The organism is uncultured Roseobacter sp., assembly GCF_947495025.1.
In the GTDB taxonomy this organism is placed as follows: domain Bacteria; phylum Pseudomonadota; class Alphaproteobacteria; order Rhodobacterales; family Rhodobacteraceae; genus Roseobacter.
In genome coordinates this window covers 722711-742746 of record NZ_CANLXG010000002.1, presented here as the reverse complement: position 1 = coordinate 742746, position 20036 = coordinate 722711, and the positions used below count along the sequence as shown (strand labels likewise).

General features: G+C 60.5%; 15 protein-coding genes. 9 read left to right on the top strand and 6 right to left on the bottom strand.

The window, feature by feature from the left end:
* Positions 1 to 28: 28 nt before the first annotated feature.
* Complete coding sequence (locus tag Q0792_RS11815; RefSeq protein WP_298840529.1) at positions 29 to 604, top strand: DUF1285 domain-containing protein; 576 nt, start codon at positions 29 to 31, stop codon at positions 602 to 604.
* Between the two features lie 123 nt (positions 605 to 727).
* A complete protein-coding gene (locus tag Q0792_RS11810; RefSeq protein WP_298840526.1) occupies positions 728 to 1450 on the top strand; it encodes a TIM barrel protein in 723 nt (240 codons plus the stop codon).
* A 1-nt stretch (position 1451) separates the two neighbouring features.
* Here Q0792_RS11810 and polA read toward each other — a convergent pair whose 3' ends face one another.
* Entirely contained in the window at positions 1452 to 4256 is a 2805-nt protein-coding gene (polA, locus tag Q0792_RS11805) for a DNA polymerase I (RefSeq protein WP_298840523.1), read from the bottom strand.
* A 36-nt stretch (positions 4257 to 4292) separates the two neighbouring features.
* Between polA and Q0792_RS11800 the strand changes: the two genes are divergently transcribed.
* On the top strand, positions 4293 to 4751 hold the full coding sequence (locus Q0792_RS11800) for a hypothetical protein (protein WP_298840521.1): 459 nt from the start codon (positions 4293 to 4295) through the stop codon (positions 4749 to 4751).
* Positions 4752 to 4788: 37 nt separating this feature from the next.
* Here the strand turns inward: Q0792_RS11800 and Q0792_RS11795 are convergent, their stop codons facing one another.
* Together Q0792_RS11795 and Q0792_RS11790 are read right to left on the bottom strand one after the other, a co-directional pair.
* Complete coding sequence (locus Q0792_RS11795; protein ID WP_298840518.1) at positions 4789 to 4968, bottom strand: zinc-finger domain-containing protein; 180 nt, start codon at positions 4966 to 4968, stop codon at positions 4789 to 4791.
* 79 nt (positions 4969 to 5047) lie between these two features.
* Positions 5048 to 5512, bottom strand: a complete 465-nt coding sequence (locus Q0792_RS11790) for a DUF1203 domain-containing protein (RefSeq protein ID WP_298840515.1) — start codon at positions 5510 to 5512, stop codon at positions 5048 to 5050.
* A gap of 121 nt (positions 5513 to 5633) precedes the next feature.
* Here Q0792_RS11790 and Q0792_RS11785 point away from each other — a divergent pair, with 121 nt between their 5' ends.
* The 4 genes from Q0792_RS11785 (at position 5634) to Q0792_RS11770 (ending at position 12652) form a co-directional block, all read left to right on the top strand.
* Positions 5634 to 8564: an error-prone DNA polymerase gene (locus tag Q0792_RS11785; protein ID WP_298840512.1), complete on the top strand. Its 2931-nt coding sequence runs from the start codon at positions 5634 to 5636 to the stop codon at positions 8562 to 8564.
* A gap of 112 nt (positions 8565 to 8676) precedes the next feature.
* Complete coding sequence (gene gpmI / locus Q0792_RS11780; RefSeq protein WP_298840509.1) at positions 8677 to 10194, top strand: 2,3-bisphosphoglycerate-independent phosphoglycerate mutase; 1518 nt, start codon at positions 8677 to 8679, stop codon at positions 10192 to 10194.
* Positions 10179 to 11312 carry a peptidoglycan DD-metalloendopeptidase family protein gene (locus Q0792_RS11775; RefSeq protein ID WP_298840506.1) on the top strand — a complete coding sequence of 378 codons (1134 nt, stop codon included), beginning with the start codon at positions 10179 to 10181 and terminating at the stop codon, positions 11310 to 11312. Before gpmI ends, Q0792_RS11775 begins: the two co-directional genes overlap by 16 nt.
* Positions 11313 to 11317: 5 nt before the next feature.
* Complete coding sequence (locus Q0792_RS11770; protein ID WP_298840503.1) at positions 11318 to 12652, top strand: S41 family peptidase; 1335 nt, start codon at positions 11318 to 11320, stop codon at positions 12650 to 12652.
* Positions 12653 to 12717: 65 nt separating this feature from the next.
* Here the strand turns inward: Q0792_RS11770 and Q0792_RS11765 are convergent, their stop codons facing one another.
* From Q0792_RS11765 to ilvD, 3 genes are all read right to left on the bottom strand, one after another.
* The gene (locus Q0792_RS11765) at positions 12718 to 13089 is read right to left on the bottom strand and encodes a hypothetical protein (RefSeq protein ID WP_298840500.1); all 372 of its coding nucleotides are present in this window, start codon (positions 13087 to 13089) and stop codon (positions 12718 to 12720) included.
* 11 nt (positions 13090 to 13100) lie between these two features.
* Entirely contained in the window at positions 13101 to 13874 is a 774-nt protein-coding gene (locus Q0792_RS11760) for a DUF6478 family protein (protein WP_298840497.1), read from the bottom strand.
* Between the two features lie 139 nt (positions 13875 to 14013).
* On the bottom strand, positions 14014 to 15777 hold the full coding sequence (gene ilvD, locus Q0792_RS11755) for a dihydroxy-acid dehydratase (protein WP_298840494.1): 1764 nt from the start codon (positions 15775 to 15777) through the stop codon (positions 14014 to 14016).
* Positions 15778 to 15991: 214 nt separating this feature from the next.
* Here ilvD and Q0792_RS11750 point away from each other — a divergent pair, with 214 nt between their 5' ends.
* The gene (locus Q0792_RS11750) at positions 15992 to 19123 is read left to right on the top strand and encodes an ABC transporter transmembrane domain-containing protein (protein ID WP_298840492.1); all 3132 of its coding nucleotides are present in this window, start codon (positions 15992 to 15994) and stop codon (positions 19121 to 19123) included.
* 2 nt (positions 19124 to 19125) lie between these two features.
* Positions 19126 to 20025, top strand: coding sequence for a CPBP family intramembrane glutamic endopeptidase (locus tag Q0792_RS11745; RefSeq protein WP_298840490.1), 900 nt, complete (start codon positions 19126 to 19128; stop codon positions 20023 to 20025).
* Positions 20026 to 20036: the final 11 nt, after the last annotated feature.

The window sequence follows — 20036 nt, the reverse complement described above, 5'->3', positions numbered from 1 at the left end:
ATCGCGGTGAAGGGAAATGGCAAAAGCTATGAGTGGACAAAAAACCGTGACTCCTTCGGCGGAAAGCCTTGCCGCATCGGTTACTGCCGTAAAAACACGCGGGTTACCGCCTGTACATCTGTGGAATCCGCCGTTTTGCGGTGATCTGGACATGCGGATTGCCCGCGATGGCACGTGGTTCTACCAGGGAACGCCCATCGGACGGCCTGGACTGGTAAAGCTGTTCTCATCGATTCTTAAAAAGGAAGATGGTAAATATTTTCTTGTCACACCGGTGGAGAAAGTCGGGATCACGGTGGATGACGCTCCCTTTTTGGCCGTGGATTTTGAGGGAACGGGTATTGAAAACGCGCAGGTTCTGCGTTTCGAGACGCAGGTTGGCGACAAAGTCAGTGCGGGTCCGCAAAACCCGATCCGCGTGGTGCGCGATCCGGAAACCGGCGAACCCTCGCCCTATGTTCTCGTGCGCGCGGAACTCGAGGCGCTGATCGACCGGAAAAGTTTTTATCGTCTGGTAGATCTTGGAGTGCATCACGACGACTGGTTCGGTGTCTGGTCAGGCGGTGTGTTTTTCCGCATCATTCCCAGCGCTGAACTGCCCTGAACCCCGGACTGGCGTTGCAACCTGGTCACTGTCCGTCTGCGGAAGTCATGTTGTAAGACCGGTGCGCTTGGGTGCCGGCAGAACACTCTCTAATCTGAGCTAAATCACAAAACGGGGGTGATCATGCAGATTGCGGCAAATCTGGACCGGCTCTGGGCTGATCTGCCATTTCCGGACCGTGTCGAGACTGCTGCAGCCGCCGGAGTGACCGCAGTTGCCGTCGCGTTCCCCTATGAAATGCCGGCGCGGGAAACCCGGCTGGCTTTGCTGCGCGCCGGCGTGGATCTGATGCAGATTATGGTGCCGCCGCCGAACTACACCGGCGGTGATCGCGGTTTCGCCGCCGTCCCCGACAGTGCGCAGCGGTTCCGGTACGACATGCGCCGGGCCCTGCGGTACGCACATGAACTGCGGGTCAGCGGCCTGCATGTACTGGGCGGCGTTGCCGAGGGTGACAAGGCGCGGTCAACACTGGTGGAAAACCTGCGCGCCGTGGCCACCGATCTGCCCGGGCACATCACGCTGACCATAGGCTATGAGGCCGACCCCGGCGCGTTTCTGTGCAGTACAGAGATCGCGGCAGATGTCCTGCGTGAAGTCGCTCACCCGCAGATCGGCCTCGCGCTGGATCTGCCGGCCGGGCCGTCGGCTGCTGAAATTGCTGTTGCCAGCTATGGTGATCTGGTGAAAACAGTCTCTGTTCCGCACGATCCGGGGGAAGAAGCGACAGCACTCGGCGCGGCCCTCCGGGCTGCAGGCTATGGTGGCTGGATTATCGCTGCCTGGGCGCTGTCGGGCCAGTCTGCCCCGGATCTGACCGGGTTGAACGCACTGACTGCTGTCTGATCTAGTGGGCGACGGCCCAGTTCGCGCCCGTTCCCGCATCTACCGTCAGTTTCACGTCCAGTTTCACGACCGGGTCTGCAGCGTTTTCCATGATGTCGCGCGCTGCTGTGATAAGATCGTCTTCCGCACCCTGATCCACTTCGAACAACAGTTCATCGTGCACCTGCAGCAGCATCACTGCCGGCAGATTCTCGATGGCCGGAGGCATGCGGATCATTGCCCTGCGGATCACATCAGCCGCCGTGCCCTGAATGGGCGCGTTGATCGCGGCGCGCTGGGCAAATCCGGCGCGGGGGCCTTTGGCGGAAATCTCGGGCGTGTGGATGCGACGGCCAAAAAGCGTTTCAACATACCCATGTTCCTTCGCAAAGGCCCTGGTGTCGTCCATATAGGTGCGGATGCCGGGGAAGCGTTCAAAGTAGCGGTCGATAAAGCCCTGCGCCTCTGAGCGCGGGATGCGCAGGTTGCGTGCAAGCCCAAAGCCGGAGATGCCGTAGATCACACCAAAGTTGATCGCCTTGGCGCGGCGGCGGACGTCAGGCGTCATCTCGTCCATCGGCACGTCGAACATCTCGGATGCAGTCATCGCATGTATGTCCTGCCCATCGGCAAAGGCCTGTTTCAGCGCGGGGATATCAGCGATATGGGCGAGGATACGCAGCTCGATCTGGCTGTAATCCAGCGCGACGAGGGTCTTGCCTTCTTCGGCGACAAAAGCCTCGCGGATGCGTCGGCCTTCTTCGGTACGGATCGGGATATTCTGCAGGTTAGGGTCTGTTGACGCCAGCCTGCCGGTCGATGCGCCGGCGATGGAATAGGATGTATGCACCCGGCCAGTGTCTGCGTTGATGTGATCCTGCAGCGCATCCGTATAGGTCGATTTCAGTTTGGAAAGCTGCCGCCAGTCCAGCACACGTGCGGGCAGTTCGTGCATAGTGGCGAGGTCTTCGAGCACGTCCGCCCCGGTGGCATAGGCACCTGTTTTACCCTTTTTGCCGCCCTCGATCCCCATTTCGTCAAACAGGATCTCGCCAAGTTGTTTTGGTGAGCCGACGTTGAATTTGCGCCCCGCCAGTTCGTAGATCTCATCCTCCAGGCCTGCCATTTTCTGGCTGAAGGCATTGGACATCTGCGACAGCGTATTGCGGTCCACCTTGATGCCCGAGCGTTCCATGCCAGCCAGCACCGGCACCAGAGGTCTCTCCATGGATTCGTAGACCCGTGTCACCTGTGCGCGGTGCAGCATCGGTTTGAAATGCTGCCAGAGGCGCAGAGTGATATCCGCGTCTTCGGCCGCATAGGGTACGGCGTCTTCAATCGGGACCTTGTCAAAGGTGATTGCCGATTTTCCAGAACCTAACAGAGGTTTTATGGGAATTGGCGTATGGTTCAGATACCGCTCAGAGAGCGTGTCCATGCCATGCCCGTGCAGCCCTGCATGCATCGCATAGGACATCAGCATAGTGTCCTCGATCGGGGCTGCTTCGACGCCGTTGCGGGCCAGGATTTTGGCGTCGTATTTCATGTTCTGCCCGATTTTGAGGATCGACGGGTCCTCAAGCACAGGTTTGAGCATGTTCAGCGCGTCCTGAACCGCCATCTGGCCCTCTGCCAGCTCGTCCGAGCCAAAAAGGTCGTCGCCACGATGCGCCTTGTGGATCAGCGGGATGTAGCAGGCGCGTCCGGGGCGCACGCAGAGCGAGATACCCACCAGATCGGCGCGCATTTCGTCGAGGCCCGTGGTCTCTGTATCAACTGCAACATATCCGTGTTCGTAAATGTCATCGATCCAGGACTGCAACGCCGCGGCATCACCAACCATTTCATAGCCCGCGCGGTCAAAGGGCACGTCCTCGATCTGCGGCGTGTCGGGAGCGTTGGCGGGCGTGTCTTCGATAGTGGGCGGCTCAACTCCCAGCTGGTCCGCGATCCGCTTTGTCAGCGTGCGAAACTCCATTTCGGCCAGGAAAGGCATCAGGGCCCCCGGGTCCGGGTCCCGCACCTCCAGATCGTCGAGGGTAAAGTCCAGCGGCGTGTTCTCGTCCAGCAGCACCAGCTGGCGCGACAGACGGATCTGCTCGGCGTGCTCTATCAGGGTCTGGCGTCGTTTGGGCTGTTTGATCTCGCCGGCGCGCTCCAGCAGCGCATCCAGATCACCGTATTCGTTGATCAGCAGGGCGGCGGTTTTCACCCCGATTCCAGGCGCGCCCGGCACGTTGTCGACGGAATCGCCCGCCAGCGCCTGGACGTCGACCACACGGTCAGGATAGACGCCGAATTTCTCGAATACACCCTCGCGGTCGATGCGTTTGTTTTTCATCGCATCCAGCATTTCGACACCGTCGCCCACCAGCTGCATCAGGTCCTTGTCGGAACTGATGATGGTGCAGCGCCCACCGGCAGCGCGGGCCTGCACGGCCAGGGTCGCGATGATGTCGTCGGCCTCGAAACCCTCTTTTTCCTTGCAGGCGATGTTGAAGGCCTCGGTCGCGCGCCGGGTAAGCGGGATCTGCGGGCGCAGGTCCTCGGGCATGGCCTCGCGGTTGGCTTTGTACTGGTCATACAGCTCGTTGCGGAATGTATGGCTGCCCTTGTCAAAGATCACAGCTACATGGGTAGGTGCGTCGGGTCCGGTGTTTCCCTCAACATAACGGTGCAGCATGTTGCAGAAGCCCGAGACTGCACCGATGGGCAGCCCGTCCGACTTGCGGGTCAGCGGGGGCAGCGCGTGATAGGCACGGAAAATGAATGCCGATCCGTCGATAAGATGCAGATGACACCCTTTGCCAAAGCCGCTACCACTCATCCTGAACACCCTTTTTCTGCGTTGATGATTTTCTACATGACCCGCACCGTAATGACGAGCCTTCTTGCCGGACTTCTTTGCACTTCTGCAGCTGCGGAAACCTGCACGCTGTCGAATGACTTCTGCGTTCCCTTTGTTGGCTGTTTCGAGGACGGACAGGGGTTTTTCCACGGATACACCACAGGCCGGGAAAGTGGACCTGTTGTCGCGCAGACCGAAAACGGGACGCTGTGCGTGGGCGAATGGTGGCGCGGTTTTGCGGGTGCAGGCAAAGCAAAGTTTGCCTGTGAGGACGGAAAGTCAGGCAGGGCCACTTACACGTATTTTCACCGCAGTTCAGGAACGGCAGTGGGGAAGGGTCGTATACAGTCGGGCGAACGGGTCAGGTTCTGGGCCGGCCATCAGTATCTTGCTTACGTTCTGGCAGACAAAAAGCAGACTGACGCGATGATTTCCTGCGTCAAAGCTGCTGCAGACCGCAAAATCAGTCGATAGGGTTCAGTGGCCCCGGGCTGACAGGTCCGGGCGCGTCTCAGGCTTTGTCCTGGTGGTCCCGGTGTATGTATTTGCAGTCGCAGTATCCGCATTCAACCCAACCGGTGTCTTTAGGGATCTGCAGCCAGACACGCGGATGCCCCAGTGCGCCCTCGCCGCCGTCACAGGCGATGCGGTAGCTGTCGACAATCTTGGTTTCGGGCGCTTGCAGGGTCATCGGTTTTTCCTCGGGATCGCTTGGGCCCGTTATGACCAAAGCGCGTGCGGGGGGCAAGCCTGTCTGCTGCTTTCCGGCGTCAGGATCTGTCGATGCGCAGCTGATAGCAGTTGTTGCGGGCAGAGCGGATGTGGATGAAAGCCACCTTCGGGTCAGCAAATACGCTCTGGATCTTGTCGGTAATCCGGGAAGTTGGGGTAATTTCGCCGGTGCCGTAGACGATGCGCTCGTCTGCGGAGTAGCCCTTGATCAGATAGTCCGGTGACGATTGCAGGATCTCGGGAGTTTCCTCTGGTTCTGCGCGCGTGCAGGGGGTGGCGCAGACAAAGACGGGTCCCGTTTCGGCGTAGGGCTGGAGCGTCTCAAAGGGGCGGTGCCCGAGAATCAGCATTTCCTGACCTTCCGGTATCTGGCGCAGGCAGTGCCGGCAGGGGTTTCCCTGTCCATCCGAGACAGCACGCTCCGGCGTCTGACCGTTGTCATCCGGTCTGCCTTCCTGCCATTTCCGGACAATTTCAGTCTCTATCGCGGTGAATCTGTGCATATTCTGCTCCCTTCTTCTGAAACAGGTATGGGCCGTTTCCGGTGCTCAAGCGACCCGGATTTTGCGCAATCACAAAAGGACTCCAAATGAGAACAAAAGGTGAATATAAAGAGGGCCTGCCATGTTTACCGAGCTCAGCATCACGTCGAATTTCTCGTTCCTCAAAGGGGCTTCCCATCCGGAGGAATATGTCTTCCGTGCCGCCGCGCTTGGGATGGAGGCGCTGGCGATTGCAGACGAAAATTCAGTGGCGGGGATCGTGCGGGCGCATGCCCGGGCCCGCGAGATTGCCCGTCAGGTGCAGGAGCGTCAGGACTGGGATACGGTCCATGGTCCGAGCGGTCCGCCCGCGCCACCCGGTACAGCCGTCAGCCCGGCGCTTTACATCCGCCCCCGGCTTATTCCTGCAGCACGGCTTGTGTTTACGGATGCCTGCCCGGTAACGGTGCTGCCTGAAAGCCGTGCAGGCTGGGGCAGCCTCTGCCGGATTCTCTCTGTCGGACGTTTGCGTACCAGAAAGGGCTCCTGCGAGCTTCAGCTCAGCGATCTGCTGGAGCGGGGAGAGGCCCTGCAGCTCATTCTCTGGCCAGAGGCGCAATGGATACAGCGCGGCGCGGGCGGATGGGTGCAGACTGCGCAGGCATTGACGCGCCGCTTTGCCGGAAAGCTGCACATCGGTCTGCACCCTGTCTATGACGGACGCGATGCGGAACGTTTTGCCGCGCTGACGGCAGAGGCCAGCCATCTGGGTCTGCCGACGCTCGCCAGTGCCGCGCCGCTTATGCATCACGGTGCGCGCCGCAAGCTGGCAGATGTGGTTACGGCCATCCGCCTGGGCCGCCGGGTGGATGATCTGGGTCGCGACGCCCTGCCCAACGGTGAGGCGCGCCTGCGCTCAGAGATCGAGGTGCGGCGCCTCTTTAAGGGGTTCGGGGACGCGGTTGATCGCGCATATGCCCTGTCACAGAGACTGGATTTCTCGCTGGATGAGCTGCGCTATGAGTATCCGCTCGAAGGGACAGAGACAGAAACACCCACTGAACGGCTGCGCCGGCTGGCGTATGAGGGGCTGGACTGGCGCTACCCGTCCGGCGCCCCGGAAAAGGTGCACAGGTTGCTGGAGCATGAGCTCACCCTGATCGCTAAACTGAAATACGAGCCCTATTTCCTGACAGTGCGCGACATCGTGGCCTTTGCCCGCAGCCGGGATATCCTGTGCCAGGGGCGCGGGTCGGCGGCCAATTCGGTGGTCTGTTACTGCATGGGGATCACGTCGGTCAGCCCCGAGATCGGCACAATGGTGTTCGAGCGTTTCGTCTCTGAGGCGCGGGATGAGCCCCCCGACATCGACGTGGATTTCGAGCATGAGCGCCGGGAAGAGGTGATCCAGCACATCTATGAACGTTACGGCCGTCACCGTGCGGGTCTTTGTGCGACGGTGGTGCATTATCGTGGGAAGCGGGCGATCCGCGAAGTGGGCCGCGCCATGGGGCTGACAGAAGATACGATTTCGGCGCTCTCCTCGCAGCTCTGGGGTTTTTTCTCGACCAGGGGCATCGAGGCGGAACGCATGGCCGAGATCGGTCTTGATGCCGGTGACAGGCGGCTGCAGCAGACACTGGCGCTGGTCTATGAGATCAACGGCTTCCCCCGGCACCTGTCGCAGCATGTGGGTGGCTTTGTCGTGACCGAGGGCCGTCTGGACGAGCTGGTGCCCATTGAGAACGCCACGATGGAGGGCCGCACAGTCATCTGCTGGGACAAGGATGATATCGAAACGCTGGGCATTCTGAAGGTGGATGTGCTGAGCCTTGGAATGCTGACCTGTATCCGCAAGGCCTTTGATCTGCTGAAGATGCATCACAGGGCGAGCCATACCCTGGCCACGCTGCCGCCTGAGGACCCTGTGGTCTATGACATGCTCTGCCAGGCCGACAGCATCGGTGTTTTTCAGGTCGAGAGCCGCGCGCAGATGAACTTTCTGCCGCGCATGAAGCCGCGCAATTTCTACGACCTGGTGATCGAGGTGGCGATCATCCGCCCGGGTCCCATTCAGGGCGATATGGTGCATCCCTATATCCGCCGGCGGAACGGAGAGGAGGAAGTCAGCTTCCCCTCGGATGAGCTGGGCGAGGTGCTGGGCAAGACGCTGGGCGTGCCGCTTTTTCAGGAGCAGGCAATGCAGATCGCCATCGTGGGCGCGGGATTTACCCCTGATCAGGCAGACCGGCTGCGCCGCTCTCTGGCCACGTTCAAAAAGCACGGGAATGTCAGTGAATTCCGCACACTGTTCCTGCGGGGTATGAAACGTAAAGGCTATGAACAGGACTTCGCCGAGCGCTGCTTTTCACAGATCGAGGGATTCGGCTCTTATGGGTTTCCCGAAAGCCATGCCGCGAGTTTTGCCCTGCTGGTCTATGCCTCGGCCTGGATCAAGTGCCATCATCCGGGGATTTTTGCCTGTGCATTGCTGAATTCCCAGCCGATGGGGTTTTATGCACCGGCGCAGATCGTGCGGGATGCGCGCGAGCACGGGGTCGAGGTGCGCCCGGTCTGTGTGAATGCCAGTTTCTGGGACAACACGATGGAGGCTGACGGCCAGGGCGGGCTGGCACTGCGTCTGGGGTTCCGCCAGATCAAAGGGCTGAGCGAGGAGGATGCCAGCTGGCTGACGGCGGCCCGGGGCAACGGCTACCGCTCTGTCCGCGATGTCTGGCGGCGCGCCGGGCTGCATCCGGCGATGGTTGCGCGTCTGGCGGAGGCGGATGTTTTTGCCGGTCTGAATATGTCCCGGCGCGATGCACTCTGGGAGGCCAGAGCACTGGTGCCGGGCGCGCCGCTGCCGCTCTTTGCCGGAGATATTGAGGGGGAGGCCATTGATGAGCCAGCCGCCCTGCTGCCGGAAATGACCCTGGGCGAGGAGGTGGTGGAGGATTACGTTTCCATGCGGCTGACGCTCAGGGCGCATCCGCTGGCCTTGCTGCGGGAGATACTGACCCCTGCGGTGGACGGGGTTTCCAGCGCCTCTCCTGGCGGGGCAGACATCGCCTGACGGGCCATGAACCGGGATATTCCCGGCCAGAAGATGCCAGACATGGTGAAAGAGGTTCACCCTGTGCACACGAGCCGCTACAAGGTGGCCAGACCACGAAGGAGCCGGGCAGATGAGCGCACCAAAACCCGTTGTTTTATGCATTCTGGATGGGTGGGGGATCAGTGACCGGCGCGAGGGAAACGCGCCTCTGCTTGCCAACACGCCAAACATGGATCGTCTGATGGCGACCTGTCCCGCTGCGACACTGGTGACCTATGGGCCGGATGTCGGTCTGCCGCGCGGTCAGATGGGCAATTCCGAGGTCGGGCACACGAATATCGGTGCGGGCCGGGTGGTTGCGATGGATCTGGGCCAGATCGATCTGGCGATAGAAGAGGGCAGTTTTGCAGAAAATGCCAGGCTCAGAGACTATATCGCGGCGCTGAAGACCACCGGCGGGACGGCGCATCTTATGGGTGTGTTGTCGGATGGTGGCGTGCATGGCCACATCAGCCATATGATCGCAGCGGCGCATGCGCTGAGCGACGCAGGTTTGCCTGTGGTTATCCATGCGCTGACCGACGGACGGGATGTTGCACCAACCTCGGCCCCTGAATTTGTTGCAACGCTGGAGGCTGCGCTGCCTGCCAGCGCCCGGATTGCAACAGTCACAGGCCGGTATTTCGCCATGGACCGTGACAACCGCTGGGACCGCGTGGAAAAAGCATATGCAGCCATAATCCGGGGGGACGGTGCGCATGCGGCCACGGCTTCAGAGGCCGTTCAGGCCGCACATGCGCGTGGCGAGAATGATGAATTCATTGTGCCCACTGTGATCGCAGACTACGCCGGTGCGCAGGATGGCGACGGCGTGTTCTGTCTCAACTTCCGGGCGGATCGGGCGCGCGAGATCATGGCAGCCATCGGCGCGCCGGAGTTCGACGGATTTGACCGGGGCGCGCGCGTGGACTGGGCTGCTCTGATGGGCATGGCTCAGTATTCGGAGGCGCATTCGGAGTACATGTCTGTGATGTACCCAAAGCCGGAAATCGTAAACACCCTCGGCGACTGGGTCGCGCAGAAAGGGCTGCGGCAGTTTCGTCTGGCCGAGACCGAGAAGTATCCGCATGTGACCTTTTTTCTGAACGGTGGTGAGGAAGTTTCGTTCGACGGCGAGGAGCGCCGGATGCCGAAATCACCCGATGTCGCGACCTATGACCTGCAGCCGGAGATGTCGGCCGCCGAAGTCACAGACGCCCTCGTTGCTGCGATTAACGAGAGGTACGACCTGATTGTCGTGAACTATGCGAACCCGGATATGGTCGGGCATACAGGTGACCTGCAGGCTGCGATGCGCGCCTGCGAGGCTGTTGACCATGGACTGGGCCGGGCACTGGAAGCCCTGGAGGCCAGTGGTGGTGCGATGATTGTCTGTGCCGATCACGGCAACTGTGACGTCATGACTGATCCCGAAACAGGCGGGCCACATACAGCACATACGCTGAACCCTGTACCGGTTGTCGTCGTTGGTGCACCTGAGAATGCCCGTCTGGCAGACGGTCGGCTGGCCGATCTGGCACCGACGATCCTGCATCTTATGCAGATCGGAAAACCGCAGGAAATGACCGGCACATGTCTGCTGTCGTAAGGATCTTTGCTCTTGTGGCCTGGCTGTTGCCGGGTGCCGCAGCCGCCGATGCCGTTTCGGACGCGCGCGAGGCGATGGCGCGCCTGGAGGCTGCGAGGGGCGCATTGGATGATGCCGGATCAGGCCGTGACAGGGTGCGCGCGCTGACAGAAACAATCCGTGCCTTTGAGGACGGCCTGGCCGCTGTACGCACAGGATTACGGTCCGCGACCACGCGCGAACAGGCGCTGGCAGATGATCTGCGACGCAGGGACAGCGAGATTGCCGCACTTCTGGTGACTCTGCGGGGCGTTTCTGCGGGTCCGTCGCCGGTCCTTATGCTGCATCCCGAAGGACCTGCAGGCAGCGTACGCGCGGGCATGGTACTTTCGGGACTTGTGCCGGAACTTAACGCCCGGGCGCTGTCACTGCGCGAAGACTTCAGCGAGCTTCAGCGGTTGCAGAGCCTGCAGTCTGATGCCGAACTGCGCCTGCGTGAAGGGCTGACGGACCTGCAGGAGGCCCGCGCGCGGCTGAGTCAGGCGATTGCCGACCGGCAGGATCTGCCCCGCAGGTTCACCAATGACCCGGTGCGCGAGGCGATTCTTATTGCCTCGGCGGACACTCTGGACAGTTTCGCCCGGGGGCTGGAGCGGATTTCGGTTGACGAAAGTGATGATGCGCCCCTGAGCCTGGACGTGGACAAGGGTACGTTGCCATTGCCAGCAGGCGGTTCGATCCTGCGCGCTGCGGGCGAACCGGATGCCGCGGGTGTCGTACGCCCGGGGATCATTGTGGCGACACCGGCGCGGGCAGTCGTGACAGCACCGGTGGCCGCAACTGTGCGGTACGCCGGGCCTCTTCTTGATTTCGGAAATGTGGTCATCATAGAGCCGCAATCAGATGTTCTGTTTATTCTTGCGGGCCTTGGCACGCTTTATGGCGCGGCCGGAGAGGTGGTCGCCGCAGGCGATCCGCTGGGGCTGATGGGCGGTGCACGGGCAACAGCGGGAACAGAAGTTTCAACAGATGGTGATGTGACTGGCGCACAAGCGTCAGAAACGCTCTATATAGAGGTAAGACAGGATAACACACCCGAGGACCCGAGCCTCTGGTTCCGAACCGATAAGGATGGATAACCGGTATGAAGAAGTTTGCCATGGCTGCACTGGGCGGCACGCTCGCAGGGGTGCTGGCGACAACGCAGATCGCAGGCCCGCTGCTGGCACAGGAGTCACAGCGTTCCGGCAGCGTCTACGAACAGCTTGATCTGTTTGGCGATATATTCGAGCGGATCCGCGCTCAGTATGTTGAGGAAGTGGATCCCGGCGACCTGATAGAGGCAGCCATTGACGGGATGCTCACATCTCTGGACCCGCACTCCAGCTATCTCAGCCCCGATGACGCGGCACAGATGCGTGTACAGACCCGCGGCGAATTCGGCGGACTGGGCATTGAGGTCACACAGGAAGAGGGTTTTGTCAAAGTCGTGTCGCCCATCGACGGAACGCCTGCTGATGAGGCCGGTATGGAAGCGGGCGACTATATTACCCACGTTGACGGCGAATCGGTTCTTGGTCTGTCTCTGGACGAGGCCGTGACCATGATGCGTGGCCCGGTCGGATCGGAAATCATCATCACTGTCGTTCGCGAAGGTGAAGCCGAACCATTCGACGTTTCGATCATCCGCGACACCATCAAGCTTACCGCTGTACGGACCCGGACCGAGGGCGAGACAGTTGTACTGCGCGTGACGACCTTCAACGATCAGACCTATGCCAACCTCGAGTCGGGCCTGAAAGAACAGATCGAAGAAGCCGGCGGAATGGATGCCATCAACGGCATTGTTGTGGATCTGCGCAACAACCCGGGCGGACTGCTGACCCAGGCGATCCGGGTTTCCGATGCTTTCCTGGAAAAAGGGGAAATCGTCTCGACACGCGGACGCGAGGTACAGGACGGTGAGCGCTTTAACGCAACACCCGGTGATCTCGCCGAGGGCAAGCCGATCGTCGTACTGATCAACGGCGGCTCCGCTTCGGCCTCTGAAATTGTGGCTGGTGCCCTGCAGGATCACCGGCGCGCGATTGTCGTAGGCACCAAAAGTTTTGGCAAAGGCTCGGTTCAGACGGTAATGCCGCTGCGCAGTGACGGTGCAATGCGCCTGACAACTGCGCGGTATTACACACCGTCCGGCCGTTCGATCCAGGCGCTGGGCGTCTCACCGGACATTGTTGTCGAACAGCCCCGCCGCAGTCCGGATGCCGAAGACGGAGAGGAAAGTAACCGCCCGTCCCGGTCTGAGGCAGATCTTCGCGGCAGTCTCAATAACGACAGCCTGTCGGAAGATGAAATTGAACAGATCGAAGCAGACCGTGCCAAGGCCGAAGCAGCCGCAGCCCTGCGCGAGGAGGACTATCAGCTGGCCTATGCCATCGATATTCTCAAAGGTCTGTCAGCGATTGGTTCGCAGAACTGATATCTCCGGTGCGCTGACCGCCGGAAACAGGAAACCCCGTCGCATCGCCGGCGGGGTTTTCAGTTTCAGTTCTCTGTATCGCGGCAGTGACGTCGGAAGGCGCGCTTCAGCATGTCCAGCTCGGCGCGCAGCAGGCTGATTTCGGCCCGCAGATCGTCACCGATGGCCTCTCCTGCGATCATGGTAAAACTGCCCAGTTCGGTATCCGTCGCGGCATCCGTTATCAGAACGGTCTGAACACCGTCTGAGATGGCTTCGCGCGGGACGGGCACCTGCAGCAGCCAGTCACCGGGGTCTTTAGCCGCGATCAGCGTGACATCCCCGACCACACGGTTCACGTGGGTCACAACGATGCGTGGCATCTCAGCGGCCCCGCTGACGATACCCTGCCAGACACCGCTTTTCATACCCGTCCGGGTGAGGACCAGCTGTGACATCGGTTGCTCTCCTACATCTGCGCGCGCGGTCGGCGGGTTATGGTCAGATCCCGCAGAATGACTTCGTTCATCCCGGGCTCCTCGAAAATCAGATCCACCCAGACTTTCTCAACCCGCTTTTCGTTCATACTGATGCCGGCCAGATCAAATTCGGCGATGCCACCGCTGGTTCCGGAAGGCAATTCGCGGACAAGCTGCTCTGTATTCGGCCCGTGCCGGATGTTCAGCCGGACGAAAATCTCCAGGGGACGTTCCATTTCGGTTGTCGCGGATACGGCCAGAACATGATTGCGCGACAGGCCCCGCAGACCTTCGGGGGGCAGATCCAGCACAAGAGACAGGAAGGAGCCCCCAAAACGGAAAACATCCAGGCCCAGACCACAGGGCGCCAGACCGGCATCGCCCTGGTTGCGTACCTGACGCAATGTCATCTCGGCAAAAGGGCAGTCGTGGAACAGAGTGAGCTCGGACCCGAGCTTTGTTTTGCTCTGCACCGATGAGACCCCTTTCACCCGCAGCGCTCCGCGCCATAGCTCCGGACGCCAGGCCCAGTCGGCATTGTGCGGGCGGGGGAAAACACCGTCTCCGGTGTCTGCCAACGCAAGTCGCTCGTCGGCGGTGTGGATCAGCTGATCAAGGTGGGCGCGTAACGCACGGGCGCGATCACTCTGACGGCTCAGAACGCTCAGTCTGGCCGTGCCGGCCGCGCGGGCCGACATCGCCCAGCGCTGCAGCATGCGCCGGTTTATTGCCGCATCCAGAAAGGTGTCGCCGCCTTTTCCCATAACCGTAAGACTGCTCCGGTACCTGTTGTCCCTTTGTCTGATGAAAGGGTTGTCCTGTGATAAACCGCGATTTCAGGTCAGATCGCAAGTTTTTTCAGGAAAAAGACGCCCCGCGCTGCCTGTGCGCGGGGCGTCAGGATCACAGATCCATGTACTCGTGGCCTTCTTTCTGGCCGCCGGGATGGGTGACTGCACCAAGGTAAGTCGGCCCCACCAGCTGCGCGTATTTCCAGAGCGCACCGGCGCCATAAATTGTCGGCCGTGCGCCTTTCCAGTTTTCCTTGCGCTCCGCCAGTTCTTCGTCCGTCAGGTCGACCGAGATCGTGCCCTCGATGGCATTGAGGGTAATCATGTCGCCGTTTTTCAGCAGAGCGATCGGCCCGCCATGTGCTGCTTCGGGGCCGACGTGACCCACGCAGAAGCCGCGTGTTGCACCGGAAAAACGACCGTCGGTGATCAGCGCAACCTTTTTGCCCATGCCCTGGCCGGAAAGGGCCGCCGTGGTTGCGAGCATCTCACGCATGCCCGGGCCGCCTGCGGGGCCTTCGTTGCGGATGACAAAGACGTCGCCCTCTTCATAGGTGCGGTTCTGAACCGCCTCAAATGCGTCCTGCTCGCATTCGAAAACACGGGCCGGACCGGTGAACAGCAGGTGCTGAGGCTCCATGCCGGCAATCTTTACGATGGCGCCTTCGGGAGCCAGGTTGCCTTTGAGGCCGACGACACCGCCCGTTTTCGACAGCGGCGTTTCGACGGGGTGGATGACCCGGCCATCTGCTTCGAGAGTGACCTTGTCGATCTCCTCACCGATGGAATAGCCTGTTGCCGTCATGCAGTCTTCGTGCAGCAGACCCGCCTTTCGCAGTTCTTTCAGCACCACCGGGACACCACCGCATTCGTACATGTCTTTGGCCACATACTGGCCGCCTGGCTTGAGATCGACGAAATAGGGGGTGTCACGGAAGATTTCGCAGACGTCTTCGAGGAAGAAATCAATCCCTGCTTCGTGCGCCATGGCCGGCAGGTGCAGACCGGCGTTTGTAGACCCGCCCGTGCAGGCCACGATGCGTGCCGCATTTTCCAGTGACTTGCGGGTGACGATATCGCGCGCCCGGATGTTTTTCTCGATCAGGTTCATAACGGCCGCACCCGAGGCTTCGGCATAGGCGTCGCGGCTCTCATAAGGTGCGGGCGCACCGGCGGAATTCGGCAGCGCCAGGCCGATTGCCTCGGAGACACAGGCCATAGTGTTGGCCGTGAACTGGCCACCGCAGGCGCCTGCAGAAGGGCAGGCCACCCGTTCGAGGATTTCCAGTTCAGCCTCGGTCAGGGTGCCGCTCTGCTGGCGACCAACGGCCTCGAACATATCCTGAACGGTCAGGTCGCGATCAGCAAAATCTTCCGGCACTTTCGAACCGGTCGGCGCGCGACCCGGCAGGATGGAGCCGCCATATAGAAAGACAGACGGCACATTGAGGCGGATCATCGCCATCATCATGCCGGGCAGCGATTTATCACACCCCGCAAGACCGACAATCGCGTCATAGCAGTGCCCGCGCATGGTCAGTTCGACCGTGTCGGCAATGGCTTCGCGCGAGGCCAGCGACGACCGCATGCCCTCGTGACCCATGGCGATCCCGTCCGTCACGGTGATCGTTGTGAATTCGCGCGGCGTCCCGCTCCCGCGTTTGACACCCATCTTGACGGCCTGGGCCTGGCGGTTCAGCGCGATGTTGCAGGGGGCGGCTTCGTTCCAGCATGTCGCAACGCCCACCAGCGGCTGATGAATTTCCTCGTCCGTCATACCCATCGCATAGTAATACGAGCGATGCGGCGCACGCGCCGGGCCTTCGGTCACGTGGCGGCTGGGCAGTTTCGATTTATCAAAGCGCGGTGTGGACATGGATAAGCCTCTTCCTCAGGATGCTGCCCGACCGGAATAGCCATCCACCTCAGGTGCTGCAAGGCTCAAGCGTTCATTCCTGCACAGGGCCACGCGCGTCTCTGCGCTTGTATTGGCTCAGGTGCGCGCCTAAGTTGTCCTTCAGGCAAAACCCGGCGGCGGACATCTGCGGCCGCGCGCGGCCCGCACACCGGGCCCTTCTGAAAGCCGGTCTATGGAACCATCACTTTTTTCATTCATCTGGAAATTTTCGCGAAAAGAGCAGCTCTTTTTGCTGTTTTTCACGATTTTTACGTTCCCGTTCCTTTATGCGACGCTCGAACTGCCCAAGCGTATTATCAACGATGCGATCGGGGCGGATAAAGACTTCGTTATTGTCATGGGTGTGCAGTTCAGCCAGACCCAGTTCCTGCTGACGCTCTGCGGTCTTTATCTGGGCGCGGTTCTGGTGCACGGGCTGCTGAAAATGCGTCTGAACACGATGAAGGGTGTTCTGGCAGAGCGGTTGCTGCGTCGGTTCCGGTACCAGCTGGTCGGCCGCATGATGCGGTTCCCTCGGGCCTATTTCCGGTCCACGAGCCAGGGCGAACTGGTGTCGATGGTCACCTCCGAAGCTGAACCGATGGGTGGGCTGATGGGGGATGCAGTGGCCCAGCCTGTCTTCCAGGCCGGACAGATGCTGATCATCGTGGTGTTCCTTTTTGCCCAGAGCGTCTGGTTCGGCCTTGCCGGTATCGCGCTCATTCCGCTGCAGGCATGGCTGATCCCGATGCTGCAGCGTCAGATCAACCAGCTGAACAAAAAGCGCATTGTCGAGGTCCGCCAGCTTGCCGCAGAGATCGGGGAAACGGCCGCCGGCATTACCGACCTGCGCACCAACGGTGGCTGGCGGTTCCGCCTTGCGGGGTTCACCAGCCGTCTTGGCCGTCTGTTTGATATCCGGTTCCAGATCTACCAGAAGAAATTCTTCATGAAGTTTCTCAATAACTTCATCACCCAGCTGACGCCGTTCTTTTTCTATTCGGTCGGCGGTATTCTGGCCATCCGCGGCGAAATCACAGTTGGCGCTCTGGTTGCGGCGCTGGCGGCGTACAAAGATCTGTCCAGTCCCTGGAAAGAGCTGCTGACCTATTACAACCAGGTTCAGGATATGTCCTTGCGCTGGGAAATCGTGACCGAGCGTTTTGCGCCTTCGGGCATGATTGATGAGAGCCTCTTCGAAGGCGAACCCGAAGAGGTGCCGCACCTTGACGGTGCCATATCCATCCAGAACGTCACCGTGCGGAATGCTGATGGAAACGCTGTTCTTGAAAACCTTGACCTTGAGATCCCGGCTGGCGCACGGGTTGCGATCAAGTCCTCAAGTCAGGTCGAACGTACGGCCATGGCCGAGCTGCTGACGCGCGAGGTCATGCCGACGCGGGGCAGTGTCACAATCGCCGGTCATGAACTGGCCAGGCTGCACCAGGCAGTTATTGCAGCCCGGATCGGATACGCGCATTCGCGTCCGTATCTCTTTAACGGCACTCTCGGTGACAATCTGCTGATGCCGCTGAAATCCAGCCCCAAAACGGTTCTCTGGGACCCTGACAGAAAGGACCGCGAAACGATCGAAGCCGCCCGGTCGGGCAACAGTCCTGACAGCCTCAGAGCAGAGTGGCTGGATCCGGGAATTGCCGGTCTCAATTCAGCCGAGGAAATCCGCGGGTGGTGGTTCCAGCTCGTGGAAGCGATGGGTCTTGATGAGTTTATGTTCCGCAGGATGCTGGCGGCACGGATGGATCCCGAAGACCATCCTGATCTGGCCTCGCGTCTCGTTGCCCTGCGCGAAGAGGTCCACGAACGCCTCGTGGAGCGTGGGCTTGATACCGTTGTACACAGATTCCATCCCGACGAATTCAATCCATCAATCCCGCTGGGCGGCAACCTCATGTTTGCCTCACCCAAACGCGACATCAGCCAGCAGGGACTGGCGGCCGAGCATGATTTTCTGTCTCTGATTATCGAGCTGGGCCTTGCAGAGCAGGGCATTGCCATATCGCAGACTCTGATCGAAACACTGCACCAGACCTTTGGTATGGACGGTACGAGTCACCCGCTCTTTACCGCGCTGGGCATCGAGGACACGCTCTATGAGCGGCTGGTCGATATTGCCGCGCGGCGTCAGGACAAGGGCGATCAGGCACTGACAGAAGAGGAATTCGCGCTTCTGCTGACGGTTCCGTTTGCCTTCAGTGCAGAACAGATCGGCCCAGCGTTTCCCGAAGCCTTCAAACAGGAAATTCTGGAGATCCGTCGCGCCAAAGCCGAGGAAATGCGTGCCCGTGCCCAGGATCTTTTTGTTCCGATTACGCCTGACAACTATCTGCCGCGCCTGTCGATCATGGAGAATGTTCTTTACGGCAAGATATCCGCTGTTGCCGGTGTGCAGGGCGAACTGGTCGAGGATGTTGTGGCCGAGGTGCTGACCCGCCACGAGCTCAAACGCCTGGTGGCTGAGACGATCCTTGATGTTCCCACCGGGCTCGGGGGCGCAAATCTTGCGTCGGTTTTCCTGGAACGTGCGGCCTTCAGCCGTGCGGGGATCAAGCGCCCGGACGTTCTGATCCTCGACACGGTGCTGGCCAGCCATGACGCTGAAACCCGCAGCCGTACCCGCAGCAGGCTTCAGGAACTGCTGCCCAAAACGACACTGATCTTCCTCGAAGAGAACTTTGCCAATCCGGAGGCCTACGACATTTACGTGGAGATCCAGAACGGGCGCATTGATGGCGACTCGGTCATGGAAACACACGATGATAGCGACACCGGCTCGGATGATCTGAGGCGCAAAATCCGCGCGATTTCGCGTACCGAGCTCTTTGCCAATCTAGACGCGCGCAGTCAGCGGTTGCTGGCCTTTTCGGCTACCTGGTACAAGGCAAAGCCCGGCAAACGCATCTTCTCTATGGGTGAACGACCGGATGCGGCCTATCTGTGCCTCTCCGGCAGGGCGATGATGAGTTACCGCGATGATGACGGCGTGTCGCGCGATGTGACAGCTGTCGAGCCAGGCCGGCTGATCGGTGATCTCGCGATCATTCTGAATGAACCACGTCAGCTCGACCTGGCCGCAACAGAAGAAACCCAGTTCCTGCGCATTGGCGCAGAACAGTTCCGCTCGGTGATTGAGAATGATCCGGTTGTTCTGATGCGGTTGCTTCAGACCGTGGCCGAGCATCTGACCGGTGCGGCGGAACTGTTGCGGGAGGCTCGGGTCAACGTGCGCGACCGGGCAGTTGAACTGACAGCGGCTGCCGAAGAAGAAGCCGGGCGTGACGCCGGCAGGGAAAAGGTCGACGACTGAGCATGCTGAGCCGCCAGGACTACCGCGCCCACGACGCGCTGATCGAACCGGTGCGCCCGACGGCGCAGCTGTGGCGGCTGGTTATAGGGCTGATACTGGTGGCAGGGGTGTATCTGCTGTGCAACCAGATGTTTTTTCAGTTTCTGGGAACGGTACTCGGGCCGGGCGCTGTCGGGTTCTTTACTTCGCTCAATGGCGGCACTTCCCCGGTCAGCATGCTGATCCTTCTGGGTACCTTCGGGTTTATGACACTGGGTGTCGCTGTTGCTGTGCGGGTGGCGCACAACCGCGGGATCACCAGTGTGTTTGGTGATTTTTCCCGGACACGCCGGCAGTTTCTGGATGTGCTTATTGTGCTTCTGGTCCTGAACGCTGCGATATTCGTGCTGCCGCCCTGGGGTATGGGCGTGGATCTCGCACCCAACCTCGGTTTTTCGACATGGATGCTGATCCTGCCGTTGTCCGTCGGTGCAGTCCTTGTCCAGGTCAGCGCCGAGGAAATCCTGTTTCGTGGTTATATCCAGCAACAGCTGGCGGCCCGGTTTCGCCCGCGCGTGGTCTGGCTGATCGTGCCGTCACTGCTTTTTGGCCTGGGCCACTACATGCCGTTGCAGGCTGGACCGAACGCGACACTGATTGCGCTCTGGGCGGTGATGTTCGGCGTACTGATGGCAGATCTGACCGCGCGCTCGGGTACGCTCGGGCCTGCCATCGCGGTGCATTTCGTAAACAACGTGGCTGCAATCCTTTTCGTCTCACTGCCCGACGGGCTGTCAGGCCTGTCACTGTATGTCACGCCTTTCTCGATGGAGGACGCTGACACGCTCCGGGCCTGGCTGCCCGTCGATTTCGCGCTGATGTTTGTCAGCTGGCTGGGCGCGCGTCTTGCGCTTCGCCGCTGATTGCACTTTGT

Coding starts and splice junctions, on each gene's coding strand:
- Q0792_RS11815 (WP_298840529.1), top strand. CDS start 29: ATGAGTGGACAAAAAACCGTGACTCCTTCGGCGGAAAGCCTTGCCGCA.
- Q0792_RS11810 (WP_298840526.1), top strand. CDS start 728: ATGCAGATTGCGGCAAATCTGGACCGGCTCTGGGCTGATCTGCCATTT.
- polA (WP_298840523.1), bottom strand. CDS start 4,256: ATGAGTGGTAGCGGCTTTGGCAAAGGGTGTCATCTGCATCTTATCGAC.
- Q0792_RS11800 (WP_298840521.1), top strand. CDS start 4,293: ATGACCCGCACCGTAATGACGAGCCTTCTTGCCGGACTTCTTTGCACT.
- Q0792_RS11795 (WP_298840518.1), bottom strand. CDS start 4,968: ATGACCCTGCAAGCGCCCGAAACCAAGATTGTCGACAGCTACCGCATC.
- Q0792_RS11790 (WP_298840515.1), bottom strand. CDS start 5,512: ATGCACAGATTCACCGCGATAGAGACTGAAATTGTCCGGAAATGGCAG.
- Q0792_RS11785 (WP_298840512.1), top strand. CDS start 5,634: ATGTTTACCGAGCTCAGCATCACGTCGAATTTCTCGTTCCTCAAAGGG.
- gpmI (WP_298840509.1), top strand. CDS start 8,677: ATGAGCGCACCAAAACCCGTTGTTTTATGCATTCTGGATGGGTGGGGG.
- Q0792_RS11775 (WP_298840506.1), top strand. CDS start 10,179: ATGTCTGCTGTCGTAAGGATCTTTGCTCTTGTGGCCTGGCTGTTGCCG.
- Q0792_RS11770 (WP_298840503.1), top strand. CDS start 11,318: ATGAAGAAGTTTGCCATGGCTGCACTGGGCGGCACGCTCGCAGGGGTG.
- Q0792_RS11765 (WP_298840500.1), bottom strand. CDS start 13,089: ATGTCACAGCTGGTCCTCACCCGGACGGGTATGAAAAGCGGTGTCTGG.
- Q0792_RS11760 (WP_298840497.1), bottom strand. CDS start 13,874: ATGGGAAAAGGCGGCGACACCTTTCTGGATGCGGCAATAAACCGGCGC.
- ilvD (WP_298840494.1), bottom strand. CDS start 15,777: ATGTCCACACCGCGCTTTGATAAATCGAAACTGCCCAGCCGCCACGTG.
- Q0792_RS11750 (WP_298840492.1), top strand. CDS start 15,992: ATGGAACCATCACTTTTTTCATTCATCTGGAAATTTTCGCGAAAAGAG.
- Q0792_RS11745 (WP_298840490.1), top strand. CDS start 19,126: ATGCTGAGCCGCCAGGACTACCGCGCCCACGACGCGCTGATCGAACCG.